General features: G+C 70.2%; 19 protein-coding genes, 1 other RNA gene and 2 pseudogenes. 13 read left to right on the top strand and 9 right to left on the bottom strand.

Annotated features, from left to right (window positions below; all coding sequences use genetic code 11):
• From FNH09_RS15325 to rnpB, 3 genes and pseudogenes are all read left to right on the top strand, one after another.
• Positions 1-273: helix-turn-helix transcriptional regulator (locus tag FNH09_RS15325; protein ID WP_152888127.1), on the top strand; the 273-nt coding region annotated here is incomplete at its 5' end.
• A 19-nt stretch (positions 274-292) separates the two neighbouring features.
• Positions 293-1,072, top strand: a pseudogene (locus FNH09_RS50160) (DMT family transporter); the annotation flags it as partial.
• Positions 1,073-1,187: 115 nt separating this feature from the next.
• Positions 1,188-1,590, top strand: an RNA gene (gene rnpB, locus FNH09_RS15315) — RNase P RNA component class A.
• Positions 1,591-1,595: 5 nt separating this feature from the next.
• On the opposite strand, the gene FNH09_RS15310 is transcribed toward rnpB, so the two are convergent.
• On the bottom strand, positions 1,596-2,516 hold the full coding sequence (locus FNH09_RS15310) for an S-4TM family putative pore-forming effector (RefSeq protein WP_152888125.1): 921 nt from the start codon (positions 2,514-2,516) through the stop codon (positions 1,596-1,598).
• A gap of 189 nt (positions 2,517-2,705) precedes the next feature.
• Between FNH09_RS15310 and FNH09_RS15305 the strand changes: the two genes are divergently transcribed.
• Genes FNH09_RS15305 through fxsT form a run of 3 tightly spaced genes read left to right on the top strand, consistent with a single transcriptional unit; the run spans position 2,706 to position 9,887 of the window.
• The gene (locus tag FNH09_RS15305) at positions 2,706-4,319 is read left to right on the top strand and encodes a VMAP-C domain-containing protein (protein ID WP_152888123.1); all 1,614 of its coding nucleotides are present in this window, start codon (positions 2,706-2,708) and stop codon (positions 4,317-4,319) included.
• A gap of 56 nt (positions 4,320-4,375) precedes the next feature.
• The gene (locus FNH09_RS15300) at positions 4,376-5,440 is read left to right on the top strand and encodes an AAA family ATPase (RefSeq protein WP_238426685.1); all 1,065 of its coding nucleotides are present in this window, start codon (positions 4,376-4,378) and stop codon (positions 5,438-5,440) included.
• Positions 5,433-9,887: an FxSxx-COOH system tetratricopeptide repeat protein gene (fxsT, locus tag FNH09_RS15295; protein WP_420802755.1), complete on the top strand. Its 4,455-nt coding sequence runs from the start codon at positions 5,433-5,435 to the stop codon at positions 9,885-9,887. Before FNH09_RS15300 ends, fxsT begins: the two co-directional genes overlap by 8 nt.
• A 27-nt stretch (positions 9,888-9,914) precedes the next feature.
• Here the strand turns inward: fxsT and FNH09_RS48515 are convergent, their stop codons facing one another.
• The 5 genes from FNH09_RS48515 to FNH09_RS15270 all read right to left on the bottom strand — a co-directional run bounded on the left by FNH09_RS48515 (position 9,915) and on the right by FNH09_RS15270 (position 15,039).
• Positions 9,915-11,786: an HEXXH motif domain-containing protein gene (locus FNH09_RS48515; protein WP_162468614.1), complete on the bottom strand. Its 1,872-nt coding sequence runs from the start codon at positions 11,784-11,786 to the stop codon at positions 9,915-9,917.
• 117 nt (positions 11,787-11,903) lie between these two features.
• Positions 11,904-12,083: a hypothetical protein gene (locus FNH09_RS15285; RefSeq protein WP_152888115.1), complete on the bottom strand. Its 180-nt coding sequence runs from the start codon at positions 12,081-12,083 to the stop codon at positions 11,904-11,906.
• 112 nt (positions 12,084-12,195) lie between these two features.
• Positions 12,196-13,824 (bottom strand): effector-associated domain 2-containing protein, encoded by a 1,629-nt coding sequence (locus FNH09_RS49800; protein WP_152888113.1) that lies wholly within the window; start codon positions 13,822-13,824, stop codon positions 12,196-12,198.
• 63 nt (positions 13,825-13,887) lie between these two features.
• Entirely contained in the window at positions 13,888-14,235 is a 348-nt protein-coding gene (locus tag FNH09_RS15275) for a hypothetical protein (protein WP_152888111.1), read from the bottom strand.
• 132 nt (positions 14,236-14,367) lie between these two features.
• Positions 14,368-15,039, bottom strand: coding sequence for a DUF4142 domain-containing protein (locus FNH09_RS15270; protein WP_152888109.1), 672 nt, complete (start codon positions 15,037-15,039; stop codon positions 14,368-14,370).
• 445 nt (positions 15,040-15,484) lie between these two features.
• Here FNH09_RS15270 and FNH09_RS15265 point away from each other — a divergent pair, with 445 nt between their 5' ends.
• Positions 15,485-16,663 (top strand): helix-turn-helix domain-containing protein, encoded by a 1,179-nt coding sequence (locus FNH09_RS15265; RefSeq protein ID WP_238426684.1) that lies wholly within the window; start codon positions 15,485-15,487, stop codon positions 16,661-16,663.
• Positions 16,660-17,205, top strand: a complete 546-nt coding sequence (locus FNH09_RS15260; protein ID WP_152888107.1) for a PIN domain-containing protein — start codon at positions 16,660-16,662, stop codon at positions 17,203-17,205. Before FNH09_RS15265 ends, FNH09_RS15260 begins: the two co-directional genes overlap by 4 nt.
• A 558-nt stretch (positions 17,206-17,763) precedes the next feature.
• On the opposite strand, the gene FNH09_RS15255 is transcribed toward FNH09_RS15260, so the two are convergent.
• The 3 genes and pseudogenes from FNH09_RS15255 to FNH09_RS50155 all read right to left on the bottom strand — a co-directional run.
• Entirely contained in the window at positions 17,764-18,192 is a 429-nt protein-coding gene (locus tag FNH09_RS15255; protein WP_152888105.1) for an organic hydroperoxide resistance protein, read from the bottom strand.
• Between the two features lie 112 nt (positions 18,193-18,304).
• Positions 18,305-18,835 carry a diacylglycerol/lipid kinase family protein gene (locus FNH09_RS15250; RefSeq protein ID WP_420802756.1) on the bottom strand — a complete coding sequence of 177 codons (531 nt, stop codon included), beginning with the start codon at positions 18,833-18,835 and terminating at the stop codon, positions 18,305-18,307.
• Positions 18,836-19,063: pseudogene (locus tag FNH09_RS50155) on the bottom strand (diacylglycerol kinase family protein); the annotation flags it as partial. It lies immediately after the preceding gene.
• A 14-nt stretch (positions 19,064-19,077) separates the two neighbouring features.
• On the opposite strand from FNH09_RS50155, the gene FNH09_RS15245 reads away from it, so the two are divergent.
• The 5 genes from FNH09_RS15245 (at position 19,078) to FNH09_RS15225 (ending at position 22,211) form a co-directional block, all read left to right on the top strand.
• Positions 19,078-19,374: a hypothetical protein gene (locus FNH09_RS15245; protein WP_152888101.1), complete on the top strand. Its 297-nt coding sequence runs from the start codon at positions 19,078-19,080 to the stop codon at positions 19,372-19,374.
• A gap of 312 nt (positions 19,375-19,686) precedes the next feature.
• Positions 19,687-20,871, top strand: a complete 1,185-nt coding sequence (locus FNH09_RS15240) for an ATP-binding protein (RefSeq protein WP_152888099.1) — start codon at positions 19,687-19,689, stop codon at positions 20,869-20,871.
• Complete coding sequence (locus tag FNH09_RS15235; RefSeq protein ID WP_162468613.1) at positions 20,868-21,269, top strand: roadblock/LC7 domain-containing protein; 402 nt, start codon at positions 20,868-20,870, stop codon at positions 21,267-21,269. The genes FNH09_RS15240 and FNH09_RS15235 overlap by 4 nt, the downstream gene beginning before the upstream one ends.
• Positions 21,266-21,643 carry a DUF742 domain-containing protein gene (locus FNH09_RS15230; RefSeq protein WP_152888097.1) on the top strand — a complete coding sequence of 126 codons (378 nt, stop codon included), beginning with the start codon at positions 21,266-21,268 and terminating at the stop codon, positions 21,641-21,643. The genes FNH09_RS15235 and FNH09_RS15230 overlap by 4 nt, the downstream gene beginning before the upstream one ends.
• Positions 21,618-22,211, top strand: a complete 594-nt coding sequence (locus FNH09_RS15225) for a GTP-binding protein (protein WP_152888095.1) — start codon at positions 21,618-21,620, stop codon at positions 22,209-22,211. The genes FNH09_RS15230 and FNH09_RS15225 overlap by 26 nt, the downstream gene beginning before the upstream one ends.
• The last annotated feature ends 5 nt before the right edge of the window (positions 22,212-22,216 follow it).

Here is a 22,216-nt window from a genome sequence, read left to right as displayed (position 1 = left end):
CCCTCCCTCGCCGACCTCGCCACCGCCCTGGGCCTGTCCCGCTACCAGCTGCTACGGGCCTTCCGTACGGCGATGGGGGTGCCGCCGTACGCCTGGCTCGCCCAGTACCGGGTGGCCCGCGCCCGCGGCCTGCTGGAATCCGGACTGCGCCCGGCCGAGGTCGCCCCGCTCGTGGGCTTCGCCGACCAGGCGCACCTCACCCGGTGGTTCCGCCGGGTGCTGGGGGTGACCCCGGCGGCGTACCGCAACAGCGTTCAAGACAGCCGGTGCTGACCGGGCCGACACTCGCCGTATGACTGCACGCGGCTGGTTCCTGTTCTCCCTGATGGGAGTGGTCTGGGGTATCCCCTATCTGTTGATCAAGGTGGCGGTGGAGGACCTCTCCCCGGCCACGGTGGTGTTCGCGCGCTGTGCGCTCGGCGCGCTGCTCCTGCTGCCGTTCGCGATCCGGCAGGGCGGTCTGGTCCGCACCGTCCGGGCGCACTGGGCACCCATGCTGGCCTTCGCGTGCATCGAGATCATGGGCCCGTGGTTCACGCTGACGGACGCCGAGCGGCATCTGTCGAGCTCCACCGCCGGACTGCTGATCGCGGGCGTCCCGATCGTCGGCGTCATCGCGGCCCGCTTCTTCGGCGACGCGGAGGTCCTGGGCGCACGCCGGATCGCGGGCCTCGTCCTCGGTCTGGCCGGCGTCGGCGTCCTGACCGTCCCGCACCTGACGGGCGGCGACGCCCGCTCCCTGGCCGAGGTGCTGCTCACCGTGATCGGCTACGCCACCGCCCCCCTGATAGCCGCGCGCCGCCTGAAGGACATCCCCACCCTCCAGCTGATCACCCCCTGCCTGATCCTGACGGCCCTGGTCTACGCCCCCGCCGCCGTGGCCGGCCGGCCCGCCGCCATGCCCTCGGCCGAGGTCCTGGCCGCCCTGGCGGGCCTGGGCGTGATCTGCACGGCCGTGGCCTTCGTCGCCTTCCTGGAACTGATCAAGGAGGTCGGCCCGACCCGGTCGACGGTCATCACCTACGTCAACCCGGCGGTCGCGGTGGCGGCGGGCGCGGCCTTCCTGGACGAGCGCCTCACGGCCGGAGTCCTGGCCGCCTTCCTGCTGATCCTGGCGGGCTCGGTGCTGGCGACGGCGGCGGGACCGAAGAAGGACCGGCGCCCGGTAGCATGGTCCACACGGCAGACGAGCCGGGCGGACGGCCGCGTGGAGTCCCCCTAGGGGGCTTCCCGAGGAACGTCCGGGCTCCACAGGGCAGGGTGATGGCTAACGGCCACCCGGGGTGACCCGCGGGACAGTGCCACAGAAAACAGACCGCCGGGGACCTCGGTCCCCGGTAAGGGTGAAACGGTGGTGTAAGAGACCACCAGTGCCCAGGGCGACCTGGGCAGCTAGGTAAACCCCACCCGGAGCAAGGTCAAAAGGAAGCACCCCGGTGCTTCTGCGCGGACGTTCGAGGGCTGCCCGCCCGAGTCCGCGGGTAGACCGCACGAGGCCGGCGGCAACGTCGGCCCTAGATGGATGGCCGTCTCCCCGGCCGCCGCGAGGCGACCGGGTGACAGAACCCGGCGTACAGCCCGACTCGTCTGCCGCTCTAGGTCTGCGGGCCGACTGCGGTCAGCCATCCACCGACCTCGTCCATGGCAGCGGCGAAGTCGTCGCGGTCGCGCTCCCGGAACCTCCTGAAGAAGCTGCTGGGCACCCGGGCCTGGGTGAGGCGGGTGCGCAACAGGGCGTCCTGGGCCTGGCGGGCCAGCGTCATCAGCTCCGGGACGCGTTCCGCGGGCATCCCCGAGCGTGCGTGCTCCCGCATGGCCCGCAGGAGCACCTGCCGAGTGTGCTCCCGCACCGCGGCCGTGTCGCGCTGCCCACGGTAGATGTCGACACCGAACAACAGGAGTCCGAGCGAGGGGACGAACCAGTTCATGAGCAGTTCGGCGAGGGTCATCCGGTTCGTCACACCCACCACGACGCCCGCCGCGATCCACAGGACGACACAGGCCTGCACCGTGTTCGCGTACCGCCGACGGACCCGCGCGCCCCAGCCGAGGTTCTGGAGGATGCAGGAGAGCACGTCGAACGGGCGGGGAAGGTCACGGACCTCGTAGTAGTCCCGCAGGGATTCCGCGGACCCCTTGTAACGCCGCGCCAGTCGGCTCGTTTCGTCGGCGGACGGCACGTCGCCCGCGAGCATCTCGTTCCACGGCAGGCCGTAGAGCCGGGTGTCGAACAGTTCCTGCAGGCGCGCGGCCCTGCGGAACTCGTTCTCCGTCCATGCGCCGGCCGCGGCGGCGTACACGAGAGCCCACAGGAAACCGCCGGCCGTGAGCGTCGGCTGGAGGGCCGGGACGAGGACGGCGAGCACGGCTCCCGCGGCGAGCACCACGGACACGAGGACGTGCAGGGCGGCGAGTTTCTGGGCGCGTGCGTGCGAGGACTCACCGGCGCGCAGGATGGTCAGCATCTCCTCGTCGTTCTGCCGCTCGACGATCGGTGTCGGCAATGGTCGGCTCACGTCGTCCCCCTGCTCCCCCTCGACTCCCAGAACACTACGCGGACGCCGCACCGCGAGCGGTGACGCCGGACCATGTTCCTACCCCGAATCTCGTCGAAGCTGTTTGGACGAGGGCCCAATCCCTCTACCCTGAGCGGGTGTTGTGGCCGAGGCGCCAGGCAGGGCTGCGGCCCGGAGGGGGAGACGCCGATGCTGCAGGGACTCGCGGTGCAGACGGTGCAGCACCGCCGGATCCTGCGCGAGGTCGTGGGTGTCCTGGCCGAATCGTCCGCCCTCACCGACACGCGTGGCCGGCACCAGTGGCGGAGTGAGCTGACGCGGGCGTTGGGTGGTCGGTCGCTGGCGGAGTTTCCCACTGCGCAGCAGGAGTTCGTCGAGGCGGTGCGGGTGTGCGAGCAGCAGGCCGACGGTCTGTCGCTGTTGGTGGAAGCCACCTCGCTGGTGGCTCCGGCGCTGGAACATCGACTGGTGCCGCTGGTGGAGGAGTTCCACGCGCTGCGGCTGTACGACTTCAAGGACTGGACGGCGTTGCGTGCCGCTCTGCTGGTGGAACTGACCGAGCTCGACGCGACGGTCGCGCGGGTCACGGGCGACCGGCTCCGGCTCCCCCCGCACTGCACCACTGTCTGGCAGGCGTTCCTGCATCTCTCCGGCCGTGGCGTGATGCCCGGAGTGGCGCTGTCGCCCGGCATGGTGCTGCTGGAACATCTCGCGCTGCACAGCGATTTCGCCTCGCACGTAGGCGAGTTGCACGGCTGGAACGATCATTTCGCCGGGCTCTGGGATCTGGTCGACGGTGCGGGCGGCCTCACCGAGGTGCGCGCGGCGCTCGGAGCGGGGCGCTCCGCGCCTGGGCACGACGACACCGCAGGGTCGCAGGTCACCTCCGCACCGGTTGTGGCCGACGGCCCCGACGCGTCGGCGAGACCGGTGATAAGGCTCTACATCAAGCTCGTTCCGGACCTTGCGCCGGTGCAGGGCACCGGTCGGCGACAGGCCCGCAAAGGGCGCCGCTACTGGGTTTCGGCCAGGGTGAAGTACGCGGAGTCGGCGGAGTTGCACCACGCCAAGGAGGGCGAGACCCAGCAGGCCGTGCCCCAGTCGCAGGTGCCGGCCGCGGTGGCGCGCCTGCTCACCCGTATGTCCTCCTTGTGGCACTCGCGGGCGGAAGAGGTGGTGCTGGAGTTCTTCCTGCCCACGGAGTTGCTCAACGAGCCGGTGGAGTGGTGGGACCGTGATCCTTCACTGACATACCCCAACCCTCTGTTCAGCAAGTACCCGGAGATCGTCCTGCACAGCCTGGAGCGGCTTCATCGTCGGGACGCCCACCAGGTCTGGCGTCTGCGCTGGGCACGCTGGAAGGGCGCGTCCGGCAGCGAGGACTTCATTCATTGGTGCGAGCAGCAGGGGCGCGCGGTGAACGAGCATCTGGAGCAACTGGACGCGACCATCGGTGCGAAGAAGGACGTCGTCGCCATGGTGCTGAGCGAACCCCCGGCCACCGGCAACGCGGCCGGCTTGGGGGAAGTTCGCGTGGGCATCGATCTGGGCATCCCTGTCTTCGTACACCACCGTGACGCGACGTCCGTGGAGTTCCACGGCATGGTCAAGGACGGCCTGGCCGAAGGCGGTCTGGCGGGCCTTCCGTTCCGTACCCGGCAGTGGAAGAGCGACGCGACGGCGCGTGCCGACGGCAGTGCGCGGAATCCGGCCCAGCATCTGTGCCTGGTCTGGGACGATCCCGAGCAGTTGCTGGACGGTGGGGCAGGCGCGCCCGCCGCGTTCATCGGGGGTATCGAATGAGTCCATCACCGCAGGCAGGGTTATCGGCAGCCGACGAAGGCCGCCCGGGCCGACCGTTGTACTCCGGAACCGGTATCGCCTACGAGGACGACACCCCCTACGAGGAGCGTGCGTGGCCGCCGGGTCCGCGCTGGCGGTCGTTCGACGGCGGGCCTGTCCAGCCCTCGCCGCCCGAGGACGAGGAGGCGGACCGGCGGCTGGGTCCGGCCGGGCCGACGCGGCGCCCGCAGGCCGCGGAGGTGCGCCTGGTCAACGCCGCGATCCTGCTGCGCCGTCCGCTGTTGCTGACCGGCCGTCCAGGGGTCGGAAAATCGGCACTGGCCTTCCGGCTGGCCCGTGAACTGGGCCTGGGGCGCGTGCTCCAGTGGCCGGTGACCAGCCGGACGACGCTGGGTTCGGGGCTGTTCGAGTACGACGTCCTCGGACGCGCCCAGGCGGGACAGGCCTGGTTCGCCGCGCAGGAGCGGACGTCGGCGCAGGAGGGCGTGGACGGCGGGGCGTCGTCGGACCCGCTGGACATCGGCGACTTCATCCAGCTCGGTCCGCTGGGCACCGCACTGCTGCCCCATCATCTGCCGCGCGTGCTGCTGATCGACGAGCTCGACAAGGGGGATGCCGACCTGCCCAACGACCTGCTGTCGTTGTTCGAGGACGGCTGGTTCGCCGTGCAGCCTCTCGTTCGAGTGAAGCGTCACCTGGGCGAGGTCACCGTTTACACATCCGACCCGGGCAGAACAGCGACAATTCAGGACGGGATTGTCAAGACTCGATCGTTTCCCATCGTGATTATGACTTCCAATGGTGAACGTGAGTTCCCTGAGGCGTTTATGCGCCGTTGTCTCCGTCTTGATATACCGGATCCCGGTCCGCAGGAGCTGGCCGAGTTGGTCACGGCGCACTTCGGCGACGGGTTGGCAGATGTGCAGGAAAGGCTCGTCCGGGAGTTCATGACACGCAGCGCTCAGGTCGACGGGCTGGCATCCGACCAATTGCTCAACGCGGCACACCTGGTCACCTCGGGCGCTTACTCCTACGGTGAGGAAGACCGCGCCGAGTGGCAGGCCGTGCTCGAGGCTATTTGGCACCCGCTGAACGGAGACGGGGCGGACTGGGGTGTCTGACCGATCGTCCAAGATCAACGGTCGCGCGGCGGCCGACGGGCCACCCGGGGCGTCCGTCGCCGCGGACGTCTCAGCCATGTCCGTCGGCGAGCTGCACCCGCAGGAGATCGCGGACGCCATGTGGCTGGCCGCGTACCACCCGGACATCACCGCTCACGCACCGGACGACGCCTCCCCGGTCCCGTCCGCCCCGCCGAGGCTGTCCGATCACCCCCCTCCCGTACCGCCCGGCTCCGAGCAGGACGGCCGCTCGCCCCGGGTTCCCTCGGGCTCCAACGGCCACGGCTCACCCCCCGTATCACAGAGCCCGGCAACGCCCGAGGTGACATCAGCCGCCCAGGGATCCGTCGACAGCGACCTCCGCCTCGGCGACCCCGACCCCTTACCGCTGATCCCGCACATGGGCGGCATCCCTGTGAACGGCCAGGCGGCAGCCGCCCGGCCGGTCAGGGTCGTCCGCCCGGCCAAGGCCCCCGCGCCTTCCCTCGGTCGCGCCATGCGGCAGTTACGCCGGCCCGCACCCACCCTGCGGGCACCGCAGGTCGACCCGCACGCCACGGCCGAGCGGCTGGCCGTCGACCCGGGGCTGCCCCCGGTCATGCGGGCCGGGCCGGGGCCGCGCTGGAACGCGGTGGTGCTGCTGGACGTCTCTCCGCGTATGGCCGTCTGGCGTGAGACGACCGACCACGTCGCCCGCCAGTTACGTCAGTACGGCGGCTTCGGCGACTACCACCTCCTCCACCTCGACACCACCCGACCTGACGCGGGGTCGATCCGCCTGCCCGGCAGCGACCGTGGCCTCCCGCCCCGGCGTCTGGTGGACCCCCGCGGCCGTACGATCGTGTTCGTCCTCACCGACGGTCTGGGCCCGGCATGGCAGTCCGGCGCCGTCCAGCGGCACCTGGCGTCGTGGGGACGGCACCAGCCGACGGTCGTCCTCGACGTACTGCCCCAACACCTCTGGCGCCGCAGCGCGTTGCAGCAGATCGACCGCGTCCGGCTTCGCTCGTCCGGACCCTGGCCTGCCCGTCCGTCCTGGGAGTACGTCGACGCCACGGGCCGGACCGAGGCGCGCGGGCAGCGCACCGTCGTTCCGGTCCTGGAACTGTCCGAGCGCTGGCTGGCGCCGTGGACGGACTTCCTCACCGGCGCGGGTCCGCGATGGACCGAGGTGGCCGCCCTGGTGCTGCCCCGAACGGCGCGCTGGGCTCCGCCGCCGTCGCGTGAGACCCGCGCCAGGAGTGCGGCGGAACGCGTCGCCCTGTTCCGCGTGTGGGCTTCCCCCGACTCGTTCCAGCTCGCCACCCGCCTGGCGACCGCTCCGCTCGCGCTGCCTGTCATGACCGCGCTCCAGCGGCGCACGATGCCGCGCACGGGCCCCGAGCATCTGGCCGAGTTCCTCATGAGCGACCTGGTGGCCTCCGGTTCGGAATCCACCGATGATCTTTTCGCTTTTCACCCGGGCGTGCGTGAGGAAGTGCTGGCCGCTGGCAGTCGGCAGGCGACCGAGGCTGCGACGAAGGCGGCGGCCGAGTTGCTGGCGCCCCATAGCCCAGCTGCCCGGGAAATGCTCGCGTACCTGCATGGCGCAACCGCTTCCAAACCGCAGGTGACCGCGGACAATCGAGGCTTTCGCGAGATCGAGCGGCTGGTTTTGCGCTCACTCTCCGGCGCGCACGCACGCCGGGCCCAATTGATCGGGCAACTCATTCGGGCGCATGAGGAATCAATACAGATGAGCGAATCGACACGCGGCGAGCGACCCATCGCGCCATACACGGAAAGCTATGACATAGTGACTGAACCAAACACCTCCGAGGCGTCGGTGCTGGTCGAAAACATCGGCGGCCCTGACAGCGGCACCTCTCCAGGAGACGCCACCATGGTCACGGCTTACCCCGACACAGCGTCACGGCCAGGTATCACTCTGAGTCGCCCCACCGATTATGCCAATGTGCGCCCGTTGGTATGGGGAAACATGCCTCCGCGGAATCTCGTCTTCACCGGACGCGCAGATCTTCTGGTGAACCTGGAAAGGGAATTGCGCGGCGGCCCTACTGCTGTTCTGCCGCATGCCCTTCATGGCCTCGGTGGCGTCGGAAAGTCGCAACTCGCACAGGAATACGTCTACCGGCAGGCGAGCCAGTACGAAATTGTCTGGTGGATTCCCGCGGAGCGTCCCACGCAGATCGCGCAGGCGCTCGTGGAACTGGCCCACCGGCTCCACCTGCCGGTCAGCAGCGAGGCGATCACCGCGGTGCCCGCCGTGCTGGAGGCGCTGCGCACCGGAAATCCCTACAGCAAGTGGCTGTTGGTGTTCGACAACGCGGAGAGCCCGGAAGCGGTCCAGGAGTTCTTCCCGAGCATTTCGGAGAACAGCTCGGGCGGCTCCATCATCATCACGTCGCGCAATCCGCAGTGGAACACCCTCGCCCGCCCCTTGGAAGTCGACGTGTTCGAGCGCGACGAGAGCATTCAGCTGCTCCAGCGCCGTAACCCCGATCTGTCCGACGAAGAGGCCGACCAGCTCGCCCAGGTGCTGGGCGATCTGCCACTCGCGGTCGAGCAGGCTTCGGCCTGGCGAGCAGAGACGGGTATGCCCGCCGCCGAGTACCTACGCCTTTTCGCAGAGAAACGTGCAGAGTTGATGACAGTTTCCCGGCCCACGCATTACGAACAGACCGTCGCGACGGCCTGGAACGTCTCTCTGGACCATCTCGCGAGCAAGAATCCGGCGGCGCTGCAACTGTTGCAGATCTGTGCGTACTTCGCTCCCGAGCCCATTGCCCGTTCCCTCTTCTCCGGCGCGCCGGTGCAGCCCATCGCCCCGGACCTGGACCGGGCTCTGACCGACCCGCTGCGCCTGGCCAGGGCCATTCGGGAGATCAATCGGTATTCGCTCGCCAAGATTGACCACCGTAATAACAGTATTCAAATGCACCGCCTCGTGCAGGCGGTGCTCATCGCCCGTATGACGGAGGAGCAGCGGGAGCGGATGCGGCACGGCGCGCACCTGCTCCTGGCGGCCAACGCCCCTCGCGATCCCCGGGATCCGGACCACTGGGCGCGCTTCGGCGACCTGTACCCGCACGTGGTGGAGTCCGGCGCGATCGAGTCGGAGGTCGGCAACGTCCGCCAGCTCGTCATCAATACCGCCGATTACCTCTTCTACTGGGGCGATCACCAGGGCGCCCGCGATTTCGGCCAGCGGGCGTACGACCGGTGGCGGGAGAAGTTCGGGGACGGCGATCAGCAGACGCTGCTCCTGTGCCGGGGCCTGTGGTACGTGCTGTGGCGGATGGGCCGCTACGGAGAGGCCGCGGAGCTGAGCCGACGGATGCTGGCCGCCGTGCAGGAACTGGGCTCCGACGCCGAGGAGGAACTGCTGGCGTCGATGGGGCAGGTCGCGATCGACCGCCGCTCGGACGGTGACTTCCTGGGTGCTCTGGCGATGGCCCGCGACGTCCACGACAGGGCCGTGCGCGCCTACGGCGACGAGGACCCGCTCACCCTGGACCACACCCACAACCTCGCGGTGGCCCTGCGCGCCTGCGGGCACTACCACGAGGCTCTCGAGCTGGACGAGGCCACCTGGCGGCGCAACATCCTCGTCTACGGCGAGGAGGCCTGGGACACGCTCCTGTCGGAGATGGGTCTGGCGCTGGACCGGCGCGAAGCGGGCGACTACGCGCTCGGCGCCCGCATGTTCGAGGAGATCGTCGAGAAGTACCGCAGTGTGTTCGGCGAGACCAACCCGCACACGCTGCGCGCCCTGGCCCGGCTCGCGGTGTCCCGGCGCAAGGCCGGTGACCACACAGGCGCCTACGAGCTCAGCCTTCAGGCCAGCAAGGCGCTCACCGACCGCTACGGCGAGCGCAGCCCGGACGCCCTGGTGGCGTCCCTGAACCTGTCGGTCGACCTCAGGCAGCTCAACAACCTCGACGATGCGCTGAAGCTCGGCGAGAAGACCAGGGACTTGTACGCCGAGGTGTTCGGCGCGCATCACCCCGACACCGTGGCGGCGGACATCGACCTCGCCATCACCCTGCGCCTGGGCAACCAGGTGGCAGCCGCCCGCGCCCTCAACGAGAGCGCGCTGGACCGCGCCCGCCAGGCGCTCGGGGACGACCACCCGACCGTGCTGGTGTGCACCGCCAACCTGGCCAGCGACATGTACGCCCAAGGCGAGGCGGCAGGTGCGCTGGAACTGGACGAGCACACCCTGGAGCGGGTCAAGGCCACGTTGGGCGAGCAGCATCCCACCGCGCTCGCCCTGATGAACAACATCGCCAGCGATCTGCGGGCGCTGCGTCGGACCGAGGAGGCCGAGGCCATGCACCTGGCCGCGGTGGAGGGCATGAGCGCCAAGCTCGGCGCCACGCACCCGGCCACCACGGACGCCGAGGCCTGGCGCCGCTCGAACTGTGACGCCGATCCGATGCCGTGAGGCCGCCGGGGCCGCACCGCTTCGTCGTCAGGGGACGGCCACGGTGCGGCCCAGCCAGTCGGCCACGGTCACCGGGTCCGGGGTCGAGGCACTCTTCAGCTTGATGGACGCGTAGACGTGGCGAACCAGTTCCGGGCAGGCTTCCAAGGCCCGGACGGCCCACGCGTGCTCCTGTTGGCCGCGCAGCGTGCACGCCAGCCCTGCCCAGACGGTGCCCGGCGCCGGACCGGCATCGCCGTGGGCTCTGATCTCGGCGGTGTACAGGGCTCCCGCCCTCTGCGGCCGGCCGTCGAGCAGATGGAGGTCCGCCGGCCGGGCTCCCGCCACCAGGTCTCCCAGGGCGTCCGTGGCCTGCACCTGTGCGGCGGTGGCGGAAACCAGACGCATCCGCATGAGCACGGCCCGAGCGTCCAGGTGGCGGGCCATCGGGTCTGCGACGAGGCGGGGTGTGGGGTAGCGCCAGGCTTGTTCGGGAGCGGCCGTGAGCGCGGTGCCGTCCCCCCATTCCTGCACCAGGTCGCCGACCAGATCGGGATCGGGGACCATGTGGTGGGCGCGCCAGCTCAGCGAGTGGTCGTCGACGGCCAGTTCCGCCCAGCCGAGGGAGTCGGCCCTGACCGGGTCGTCCTGCCATTCCCGAATCGTCTCCAGGAGGCGCTCGACGAGTCTGCGGCCCAGCGCGGTCAGGCATGAATCGTGGACCAACCCGGGCAGGACAAACATGAGTTGGCGGCGACGCAGGGCGAACTCGAATGCCGCCAGGCCCTCTTCTTCGTGGCCGCAGCCGTTGAGCAGGTGGCCGCGCCAGAACCGGGCCACTCCGGTGAAGGCGTAGATGCCGTGCAGGACACCGCGCAGCGGGCGAGGGTCGTCGCGCCAGGGGACGTAGAAACGGTGTGTCACGTCGGCCGTGTGCAGCGAGTACATGTGCAGGAGCGCGCTCAGTTTGCTGTGCTGTGCCTCGTGGGTGAGGACCGCGGCGAACTGGGCCGCGGCGGCCGGCTCGGCTCCGGTCGGCTGCGAGGCCGCCATGCCGCCCATGCCGTCCTCCATCGTCGCGCTGTGCCAGCGGAAGGGCCGGGCCGGGGGAAGCGGTTCGATGGAGCGCAGACAGGCACTGACGTCCTCGGCGCCGCCGGGGTCCACCCGGGCGAGCAACGGCCAGGCGCGCTCGATGAGTTCGGTCCAGCGGCGGGTCGCCTCCTCCCATCCCGGGGCGGGCGGCGGGTCCGGCCTGTCCCATGCGTCGCCCTGCACCCGGTAGGGGCCCATGTCGTGCAGTACGACGTCCCGGGGGCCGTCCGCCAGGTCCAGGGGCAGAACCTGGGGAACCCGCCAGTGCGCGGACGGTTTGGACAGGGGCTGCTCAATCCGCACGGGATCGTGGTCGTTGCCCGCCGGGCCGACGAGTGCCACGGTGAGAGTGCGGTCGGCGAAGGAGACTTCGGCCACCTGCCAGGCAGTGCTGCTGCCGGGCAGCACCGCGCAACCGAGTGTGGGGAGCCAGACCCGCCCGTGCCAGGCGGGGACCCTCAGGCGGAACGAAAGTCCGGTGCGTATCGCAGCCACGGCCGCCAGGAGGTGCAGATGGCCCACGTCCATCCAGAGCGGGGGTTCGCCGGGTTTGCGGCCGTGCCCGGGCGCCTGTAATCGCTGGAGGCAGTGGCGCAGCCAGCGTCCCGTCTCGGGCAGCAGGAGTATGCCGTCCGCTATGGCTCCGCTCTGCCGCTCGGAGGCGACGAGGAGGTCCCACGCTTCCACGATCCCCGACAACGGCCCCTTGGCGTCCGGGCGTTCGCCCGCCTTGGCCGTGAGGAGCCCGAACAGGACCAGGCGATGGCTGCGTTCGGAGTCCCACAGGTGGGCGATGACCGCGTGCCCGCCCCCGCCGCCGGCCACGAGGTCAAAGTGCCGGGGAGGCAGCCCGTGCCGTGGGGGTTCCGCCGCCGACCGGCCCGGGGACATAGAGGAGCCACGCACCGATGAGCCTCCGTGGTAGCCGTCCGGGCCTCAAGGTCACAGCGTTGTACTGCTCTTGGGGTCGCCGAAGAAGACGGAGGGGTTGCCGAACTCCCTCAGCAGCCGCCGTTCCACGTTCTGCCACTCGTGGCCGTTCCGATACGCCTGTACGTCTTCCAGCGTGAGCTGCGAGAGATCGAGTAACTCCGACTCGATGATCGCCCCAGCGTGATCCATGCCCTGCGGCCCTCCCCGTCTCGGGCCGCGCGGCCCGTGGTCCTGCTCCTTCATGATGTCCCAGCGACGCACACGCGGAAACCCCGAGGGGCGGAATAGCCCGCGTGCCCGTTCAGCCCGCCCGCGTCCCCCCGTCCGTCGCGGCACGGAAGTCGGGCATGCGTCGAAGGGCGTCGAGCAGCTCTTCGCGTTCCCGGGTCCCTGTGTCCACTGTCGCTATCGCCTCCCAGAGCTCGCCCAGTCCGCCGGGGAACGCGAGGCAGGTGTCGACCAGCCCGAGCAGTTCCACGCGCAAGATGTTCGACCTCGGGATGCTCGTGGCCAGACGTCGGGGAAGGTGGCGCAGCACGGCCTCGCGGGAGTCCTTGTCGGCCATCGCCGGAACGGCCTCGAGCGCTTCCAGCAGTGCTCTGCGCCGGTCCTTGTCCCCTGTACTGCCGGTGCTCTGCCGGGGTATCGCGGACGGCGTGGCATGCGGTGTGCCGGGAGCCCGAAGGCGGTCCGCCGGACCGGGATCCGGCGAAATCGCCGGTTGTGGCGTCGGCGGCTCGTGTGCGGAAGGCGCGGCGGGCCGGGAGACCGTGGCCGGTCCCTCGGTACGGGAGTGCAGGACCGCTGCGCCCGCATGCGCGGCCAGCAGAAGGTACCAGTCACGGGCGCGTGCGCCGAGGCCGGAGAAGGTGGTGAAGGTCAGGGCGCAGGCGACGACGGACAGCAGCAGCTGGTCGGTCCACGGTTCCCGCCACTTGCCCATCACCTCCTCGGCGGTGTCCCGTACGCAGTCGACGCGGCGCGTCAGGTCGGGGGGAAGCAGATCCACGTACTCCGCACAGGGGGCGACGACGTAGCCGATCAGTGCCTCCTCCTGCTGCCGCGGCAGGGGGGCGGTGACGAACGGTGTGAGCGCGGACAGGAGCAGCATGGCGATGTCGCAGGTGAGAGCCCCGTCCGGGCGGAAGCCGCCGAGGTCGATGAGTCGGTATGCCTCCTCCAGCGGAACGCCGTGGCGCAGCGGGACGATGATGTTGTCCGTGTGGAGGTCGCCGTGGGTCAGCCCGGTGAGGACCGACATCTCGGGGTCGGGCAGATCCGGATGCCCCGTCACCATCAGGTAGGGGTTGGGCAGACGGCGGCCCGCGACCTCGAACCACGCGTCGGCGGCCCACTCGGGATCCGCGTGCCGGCGGTGCGGCTCGAACGAGTGGAGCCCCCCTCCCGCCGGGTCCGTCTCCGCGCGAAGGAACGCGGACGCGACGGTCCGTACGGGCCTGCCCGCGGAGGTGTTCCACTCGGTCAGCAGCCCCCGCGCCACATGCGCGCACGTCCGTGTGAACTCCGGTCCCCGCAGGGCGCCGAGCGGCACGGCGGCGCGCAGCGTGTCACCCGCGACGCTCTGGAACATCAGTGCGCCGCCGCCCTTGAGGGGGAACGGGGCGAAGGGCTGCTCGACGAGATGGTCCTTTGCGAACTGCCCCGGGGCCGCCCGCAACGCCCTTGTGTGCCGCCCGGGTTCCGTGCGGTGTCGCCCTTCCGGCAGCACCTTCAGGACGGCCACCATCGGCGGGGGAGCCAGTTCGAGCGCGGCCAGCACGGCCCCGGTATGCCCCTTGCCCGGCGGCAGCCAGGACGGACGGAGCAAACTGACCGACTGATCGTTCAACTCTGCCCAGTCGAGCAGGCCTTGGGCTCCATCGGGGCCCAACCGGTCGATCAGCTCCGGCAGGTCAGGGGCCGGGGACACATACGCCTCCTCGAACTTCGCGGGGCGCGACGGCTGCCGCACGGCACGCAGCGGACATACCGGTCAGTGTTCCATGTCCGGCGGACGCGGGCCAGGGTCCTGACCGCTCGGGCGTTCGCCCGACGACCTCCTGCTCGGCCGGGGAGTCCCTCCGCCGAGGGCGGGTGGCGCGGACCCCGAATCGGTCGCGCGCCGCCCGCCCTCGTGGGGATCCGGCTCCCCGGTCTCGGGCATGCCGTCTCGGCCGCCGGTCGACACAGGTGTGCCCTCGCGGCGCCGGTGGCGCAGGCCGCCCGCCACCGCCAGGATCGTCGCCACGCCGGTCACGGCGGTGACCGTCCACAGGTCCGTGCGGCAGCCGCCGAGGTCGGTGTCCGTGTCGAGGGTGAGGGCGGTGGCGGTGATCGCCACGACGATGCCGTTGCCGATCTGCCGGCTGGTGTCGAACAGGACCGAGGCCAGGCCCTGTTCGTCCTCGCGGGCCCGGCCGGCGGCCGCGATGTCCAGCGCCGGGTAGGCCGCGGCGAAGCCCAGGTCAGGTCCTCACCTCACCGTCGGACTCGGCGAGGCCGTGCTGTCCGCCGACGGGGTGAGGGCGATCTGTGGCTGACCCGCGACCGCGGGCGGCGGGGTCAGGTCCTGGGCCGGCAGGTCGGGCGAGGCGGTTTCCTGCGCGAGGGCCTGACCGAAGTCGACCAGGCCGGTCTTCTCCATGACCGTGATGTGAGCCAGGACGGTGTCGTTCGCCTGGTCGGCCAGCGCGCGGACCAGCGAGTTCCTCGTGGTCGTGCGGACACTCGCGATCGTGGTGAGGAGCTGCCCGCTCGTCGCGCGCACCGTGGTGGCCAGGTCGGCGTCGAACTGCTTGCCGCTTTCCCCGTTCAGCCGGGACTCGAAGGTCTGTTGCAGTGGCGACGGCTGGTTGGGCAGTGCGATGCCCAACTGAACGGCGACATCGCGGCAGGCGGCGTCCAACGAGGCATCCGTGTCGGCCAGATGCTGCCCGGCGCTTCGGACCGCCTTCGTCGTCCCCTTCTTCGCCGCCTTCCGGCCGACGGGGTACTCCCACAGTCCGGCCGAGCGCACTTGGACCACGAAATCCCGGTCGGCTTCCGTCAGGGGTCCGGTCGCCGGTTTGGCGACGACCCGCTCCGGTGCGTTGCTGACCTTCTGGACTCCGAGCATGGCGGGGTAGAGGAGGGAAGTGAGGGTCATGCCGAGCGCACCACCCACAAAGAGAGTTCCCGCCGCCTTCCGTGATACGAGCACCGTGTCTCCTGATCCGGTTCTTCGGATCCCGCACACCCAGACATACGGAGGCGAGGGGTCCGTAGAACCTTTTGGGCTCGTAATGGGTTCGTAAAGCGATGGGTGAACGGCGGTGCGAAAAAGGGCCGTTCGGCCCTACCGGCGGGCCGGGGAAAGGACTGTCGGCCCTATCGGGGCCGGGTGCCCCGCGGCCCATCATGGAGCGGCAGCCAGGAAGGGCCAGGTCCATTCCCGCACTTCTGGTCCTTTCCGGCTCGCCGACGGCAACGGCTGCCGGAGGCCCGGCGCACGAAGGTGCGGCGGGCCCGGCGGTGTGCGCTCCGTCGAGGCCGAGCGGCCCCGGCGATGGGTCCGTGTTGCGATTTTCGCATCTCGCTCGTATGGTGAACTCATGGGCGATGTGGCGGATCGCGTACGGAAAGTGATGAAGGATGCCTCGGTCAGTCAAGGGGTGTTCGCGCAAGGCGTCGGGCTGGCTCCCGACAAGTTGTCGAAATCCCTGAACGGTGTCCGCAGGTTCACCTCCCTCGATCTCGCCCGGATCGCGGAGTTCGGCAACACCACGGTCGACTGGCTGCTGACCGGCCGGAAGCCGCTGCGCCCCACCGTCGCGGCCCGCGCCAGTGCGCCGGTGGTCGACGACGAGGGCCGCGGCAGGCTCGACGACCTGGTCGAAAGGTTCGTCACGGCACACGAGGTGCTGGATCTCCTGGGCCTCGCGTCCGAGCTGCCGGAACTGCCCTCTGTCCGTCCGGACCTCAAGCGATACGTCGATCAGGGTGTGGCTCTCGCGGACGACGCGCTCGCCCGTCTCGCCGCCGCGGGCACGCCGGCGATCGACGGCCTGGAAACCGCCGACCTGCTTCAGGCCTTCGAGCGCACTTTCGGTGTCGACGTGGCGAAGATCGGCCTGCCGGACGGAATCGACGGTGCCGCCTGGCAGGCGGACGGATTCCGGCTGATCATGATCGCGCGGACCAGGGTTCCGACCCGCCAGCGATTCACCCTGGCCCACGAACTGGGGCACATTCTGGCCAGGGACGCCCAGGACCTGCTGACGGAGACGCAACTCGCCCCGGGGCGGCAGAAGGACCTGACCGAGGTACGCGCCAATGTGTTCGCCGCGAATCTCCTCATGCCCCGGGGCGAAATCGACTCAGTGGTACGTGAGAAGGAAGTGACGGACGAGCAACTCGCCTCGCTGGTCGTGCGCTTCCAGGTGTCTCCCAGCGCACTTGCGGCCAGGCTCACCCAGTTGGGTGTCATCGCCCCCCGAACAGGGGCCAGGCTGCGCGGGCTCACGACGCACGACTGCCACTGGCTGACCGGCCAGAGCGACCTCTTCGAGGCCCGCACCACGTGGTCGGAGGCCAACCGACTTCCCTTCCGCCCGGCTCAGTTGCTGTACGAGGCCTACCTGGCGGGGGACACCACCCTGCGCCCCCTGGCCGCATACACGGGCGTGGACGTCGACAGGATCCGCGAGACGCTCGAACCCGAACCGGCCCCGCAGGAGGGCGTGTCGAGCGGTACCGGCGTGGACGAAGGGGACCTGGTCTACCAGCCATGACGCGTCACTGCTGGTTTCCCGACAACACCGTGCTGTGCAATTTCGCCGCCGTCGACCGGCTGAGTCTGCTGGAGAAGGTCCTCGACGGCCGCGGTCGCTGGACGGAGGCGGTGGCGGCCGAGGCCGAGCAGTCGACGCGGTACTGGCCGAAGCTGGGTCAGGTGACCGCCGGCGGATGGCTCGGCGAGCCGATCGCGATCGACGACCCCGCCGAGACCGCCGCGGTGGACCGCATTCGCCGTGTCGTCTTCGCGGGTTCCCCCTCCCGGCCCTTGCAGCACCTGGGTGAGGCGGAGACGCTCGTGGTCATCGAGCGGCGCGGCGAATTCGCGAACTCCGTGTGGATCACCGACGACGGCGAAGCCGGCCACTATGCGCGTCGCAAGGGCATCACCGTCAAGAACACCGTCGACCTCATGCGCGAGGCGGTCGTGGACGGCCTGGTCCTGGCCGACGCGGGCCATCGTCTCCTCATGGGGATGCAGCAGGCCGGGCGCCATCTGCGAGGCGTTCCGCGCGGCGCGGAGGGCCTGCTGCGCTGAGGAGGAGTCGGGCGAGGGCGGGCGGTGCGGACCGTGTTGTCCGGTCGCGCGCCGCCCGCCCCCGTGGGTGTTTTCCCGCCTCGGGGTCGTCTTCCCGGGCTCGGGTGTCTTCTCGGTGAACCGGCGGGCCCGGGTGGCCCGGGCGGTCTGCCGGTGTTGTCGTCTCGGCCGCCGGCCGACACAGGTGTGCCCTCGCGGCGCCGGTGGCGCAGGCCGCCCGCCACCGCCGGGATCGTCGCCACGCCGGTCACGGCGGTGACCGTCCACAGGTCCGTGCGGTAGCCGCCGAGTTCGGTGTCCGTGTCGAGGGTGAGGGCGGTGGCGGTGATCGCCACGACGATGCCGTTGCCGATCTGCCGGCTGGTGTCGAACAGGCCCGAGGTCAGGCCCTGTTCGTCCTCGCGGGCCTGGCCGACGGCCGCGATGTTCAGCGCCGGGTAGGCCGCGGCGAAGCCCAGGCCGCCCAGCACCTGCTGGACGAACAGGATGAGATCCGTGACGGGCGGTTGCGCCGCCATGCTCGCCATGTCCGTTCCCCTCCCCGCGGCCTGCGCCGGGTCAGCCGACCTGAAGGCTCACTTCGATGCCCTCCCGCGTCATGCGGGAGTACGGGCAGATCTCGTGCGCCTTGTCCAGGAGCTTCTGCGCGACGGCCGGCTCGACGCCGGGCAGGTGCGCCGTCAGGTCGGCGATGATGCCGAACCCGTCGTCGTTCTTGCCGATGGCGACGCGCGCGGTGACGCTGGAGCCGGTGATGTCGACCTTCTCCATGTCGGCCACGATGGCGATGGAGGCGTGGAAGCAGGCGCTGTAGGTGGCGGCGAAGAGCTGCTCGGGGTTGGTGCCGCGACCGGCTCCGCCGAGCTCCTTGGGCTGGCTCACGGTGACGTCGAGCTTGCCGTCGTCGGACGACACACGGCCCTCACGGCCGCTCTCCGCGGTCACGACGCCGGTGTAGAGCAGAACGTCGGTGTGCTGGATGGGCATGACTTGCCTTTCGGTTTCCGTTGGGTGCGGATCTGGGTGCGGACTTGGTTGCGGATCGGTGATGCGCAGGGGTGTCGGTCGCGAGGAGCCGGCCGCGGTCCCGCGGGCCCGCTCACGGAGCGGGCGCGAGGACCGGCAGCGCGCCGGCCGATATGCCGATGGTGCAGCGGGTACGGGTGCCGGTGTCCGGTTCGCCGTCGTACTCCAGGACGAGCGGTTCGCCGTCGACACGCTCCAGAACGACCTCCCCGCCCTGGGCGTAAAGTACGCCAGGGCGGTCCAAGTGGGCCGCGTTACGGCTTAGTTCGAGCAATTCGGCCAGATGTGATCCATCGGTCATCACGCAGATGTCGAGCAGGCCGCCGTCCGGCACCGAGCGGGGCAGCAGCTGGTGGTGCCCGGCCCGGCAGCGCCCGCCGCCGATGTTCGTCAGCTGGATGTCCCCCTCGTACAGGAGGGTGCCGTCCACCCGTACCCGGCCGCGGTACGGCCGGGCCCGGTGCAGTGCCTCGTCCGGCGTCCGACGGCAGCGCTCGCGGCCGGTGACGTCCGCGTGCCGGGCGGCCGCGTGCGTCACCTCGGCCACGAGCCCGGAGCCCGCCCCGCGGACGACGGGGGCTCCGGTCTCGCGGACCTGGAGCAGGTCGACGCGGCGGACGCGGGAGTTGTCGGCGGAGAGGGCGGCGTCCAGGGCGTCCTGCCAGGGACGGTCCGACCAGATCTCGCGGTAGAAGGAGTTGCCGGTGCCGGCCGGCACGTTCACCAGCGCGGCGCCGGGCGATCCCGGCCGCCTGCGGTGGGCCGCCGCGAGACCGGAGGCGGCCTCGCGGGTGGTGCCGTCGCCGTCGGCCGCGATCAGGACCGCTGATCTCCGTCGAGCAGCACGTGGACTGGATCACCGACTGCATCGCCCACCTGGGGGACCACGGCCTCACCGGGATCGACGCCACCGTCGGGGCGCAGGACGCCTGGGTGCGGCACGTCGCCGACCTGGCGGCGGACACGCTCTGCCCGGAGGCCGCCTCGTGGTACCAGGGCGCCGACACCCCCGGCAAGCCGCGGGTGTTCATGCCCTGCCTCGGCGGGGTCGGCACCTACCGCGAGGAGTGCGACGCGGTCGCCGCCGCCGGGTACCGGGGCTGCACGCTCAGCCGGCTGCCGGACGCGCACCCGACGGCCTGAGCCGGCCGTCGCCCACCGCGCGCCGGCGCGCGGCAGACCGCGCCCGACCGCACGCTCCAAGAGTGGACGTTTCTCGGTAAGTCGACATGTAACCGGCCGTCAATATGGGTTTCTATCGCACATATTGACGGTCAGTCATGTGTTCGTACGGTGATACGATCACCACGCTTGCGGGTCGGGCGGATGGGCGCAAGAAGGCATCCCCGACTTTGGGGACGGTCCGGGCGGAAACCCCGATGCGGGCGGTCCGCCGGCTCGCCCGCATTCGACGGGATTTCAGCAGTCGGCCGTCAGTCGCCTGAAGAGAGTCTTATGACGGAATACATACAGAACCCAGTGCTCTGGGCTCTGCTCGTCGTCATCCTTGTCGCGATTGCCTTGATTGTTCGGCAACGTCGGGCAGCGCGTGCCTTACGGCAGGAGATGGACGGGCTGAGGGCCCATTACTCCGAACTGGAGAATCAATACTCCCAATCCGTCCAGGCGGCTCAGGAGCAGGCCGAGGAAGCCACCAAAACGGTGCTGAAGTCCGCGATGCGGACACTTCAGGGTCTCGCCGCCGAGCAGCAGCTGGTGGTCTCCCGGCTCCAGAACAAGTACGGCGAGTCGGTCATTCTCCAGGATCTGCTCGAAATCGACCACACCAACTCGCAGTTCGGCCGACGTGCCCAGTCCATCGCCGTGCTGTGCGACGGCTGGCTCGGGCGGCAGCGTGACATCGCCTCCGTCTACGACGTGGTGCGCAGCGCGCAGGGGCGCATCCGGCATTACCGCCGTGTGGAAATTCTGTCACAGGTGGATTTCGGCATCACCAGCCGGGCCGTCGAACCGGTGGCGCTCGCGCTCGCCGAACTCCTCGACAACGCGACCAGCTATTCCAGCCCGGACACGGTCGTCGAAATCAATATCCGGACCGTACCCAAGGGCATCTGCATCGTCGTCGACGACGCCGGTGTCGGCATGAACGACGAGGAGCGCGCCAAGGCGGAGCGGCTGCTGTCCAGCGACCGGGTCACCGGCGTCTCCGGACTCGGCAACCCGCCCCAGTTCGGCTTCGCCGTGATCGGTGTGCTGGCCGAGCGCTTCGGCTTCGAGGTGGCCGTGGACTCCTCGTCCCCCTACGGCGGTGTCCGCGCGGTGGTCCTCCTCCCGCACGACCTGCTCACCGGCATGCCCGAGCGCAAGGCGCCGGCGGCCTCCAAGACGGCGTCCAAGGCGGCCGCCGAGGCCATGCCGGGTGTGGGCGGACCCGAGCCCACCCTGGCCGCGTCCTCGACCTCCGACGGACTGCCGAAGCGGCGCCGCAAGCGGCCGATGGCCATCGTGCCGGGCAGCGCGTCCGTCACGCGCTCCGCGTCGCGCTCCGGCGCGGAGACCGCGGCGATCATGGGGGCCTTCCAGCGCGGTACGCAGTCGGGCCGGGCGACACAGGCGGATCCCGCGGATCAGACGAGCAGCACCCGTGGTGCTGACAGTGAAGGGCATGAGTACTCGTGAACGACGACCTGTCATGGATGCTCGACAGCGCCCTGGAGATTCCCGGGGCCCTGCACGCGGTCCTGATCTCCGCCGACGGGCTGCTGATGGCCCGCACGAAGGACTTCGAGCGGGACAACGCCGACCGGGTCGCCGCCGCGATGAGCGGTGTGCAGTCGCTCAGCCGGTCGCTCGCCTTCTTCTGTGACGGCGAGACCCTCCAGTGGCGGCAGACGCTCGTGGAGTTCGACGGCGGCTGGGTCTTCCTGATCTCCGCCGGCGAGGGCGCCTACCTCGGGGTGTCCGCCTCTCCCGACGTCGACATGCAGGACATCAGTTTCCGTATGCAGCAGCTCGTGGGCCAGCTCGGCAAGGCGCTCACCACGCCGCCGCGCGAGAACCTCGGCGCCCGCTCATGAGTTACGGCGACGAACTGGATTCGGAGAGCGCGGAGTTAGTACGACCGTACGTCATCACCAAGGGCCGCGGACTGCCCGACGAGGAGCAGCTGTCGCTGATCACCCTCGTCACGGCGGCCGACGACGACCAGCGGCGGCCCACCCGGTTGTCGCCCGAGGAGCAGAACCTGCTGGACCTGTGCGGGGCCGGCTACCTCTCGGTCGCGGAGATCGCCGGGCACACCCGGCTGCCACTGGGCGTGGTGAAGATCCTGCTGTCCTCCCTCACCGAGAGCGGCCATCTCGTCACCCGTCCCCCGGTGGCGCGGGCCGCTCTCGCCGACCGGCAGATCCTGGAGGAGGTGCTGAATGGGCTCAGGGCCAAGTTTGGATGAGCAGGACTACGTCCGCGGCGGAGCGACCCAGACCGCGGTGAAGATCCTGGTCGTCGGGCACTTCGCGGTGGGCAAGACCACGTTCATCGGGGCGATCTCCGAGATCGCCCCGCTGTCCACCGAGGAGACGATGACCCGGGCCGCCGAGGGGGTGGACGACCTCAAGGGCGTGGAAGGCAAGACCACCACGACGGTCGCCATGGACTTCGGCCGCCTGACCATCAGCGACCAGGTGGTGCTTTACCTGTTCGGCACGCCCGGACAGCAGCGCTTCGTGCAGATGTGGGAGGACATGGCCCGCGGTGCCCTCGGCGCGCTGGTCCTGGTCGACCCCGAGCGGCTGGCGGACTCGTTCGCCGTGATCGATCTGATCGAGCAGTACGGACTCGACTACGCCATCGCCGTCAACCACTTCGACGGCTCGCCCCTGCGCGAGGAGCAGGCGTTGCGCGAGGCACTCGACCTGCTGGACGACACCCCCGTCGTCACCTGCGACGCACGCGACGAGCGATCTTCGGCCCAGGCGCTGATCACCCTCGTCCGCCACTTGCAGGAACGTGCCCACTAGGAGCA

It is taken from the genome of Streptomyces adustus, assembly GCF_009377175.1.
Lineage (GTDB): Bacteria > Actinomycetota > Actinomycetes > Streptomycetales > Streptomycetaceae > Streptomyces > Streptomyces adustus.
The sequence above is the reverse complement of the archived record's forward strand: the minus strand, read 5'-3'. Positions and strand labels throughout refer to the sequence as shown.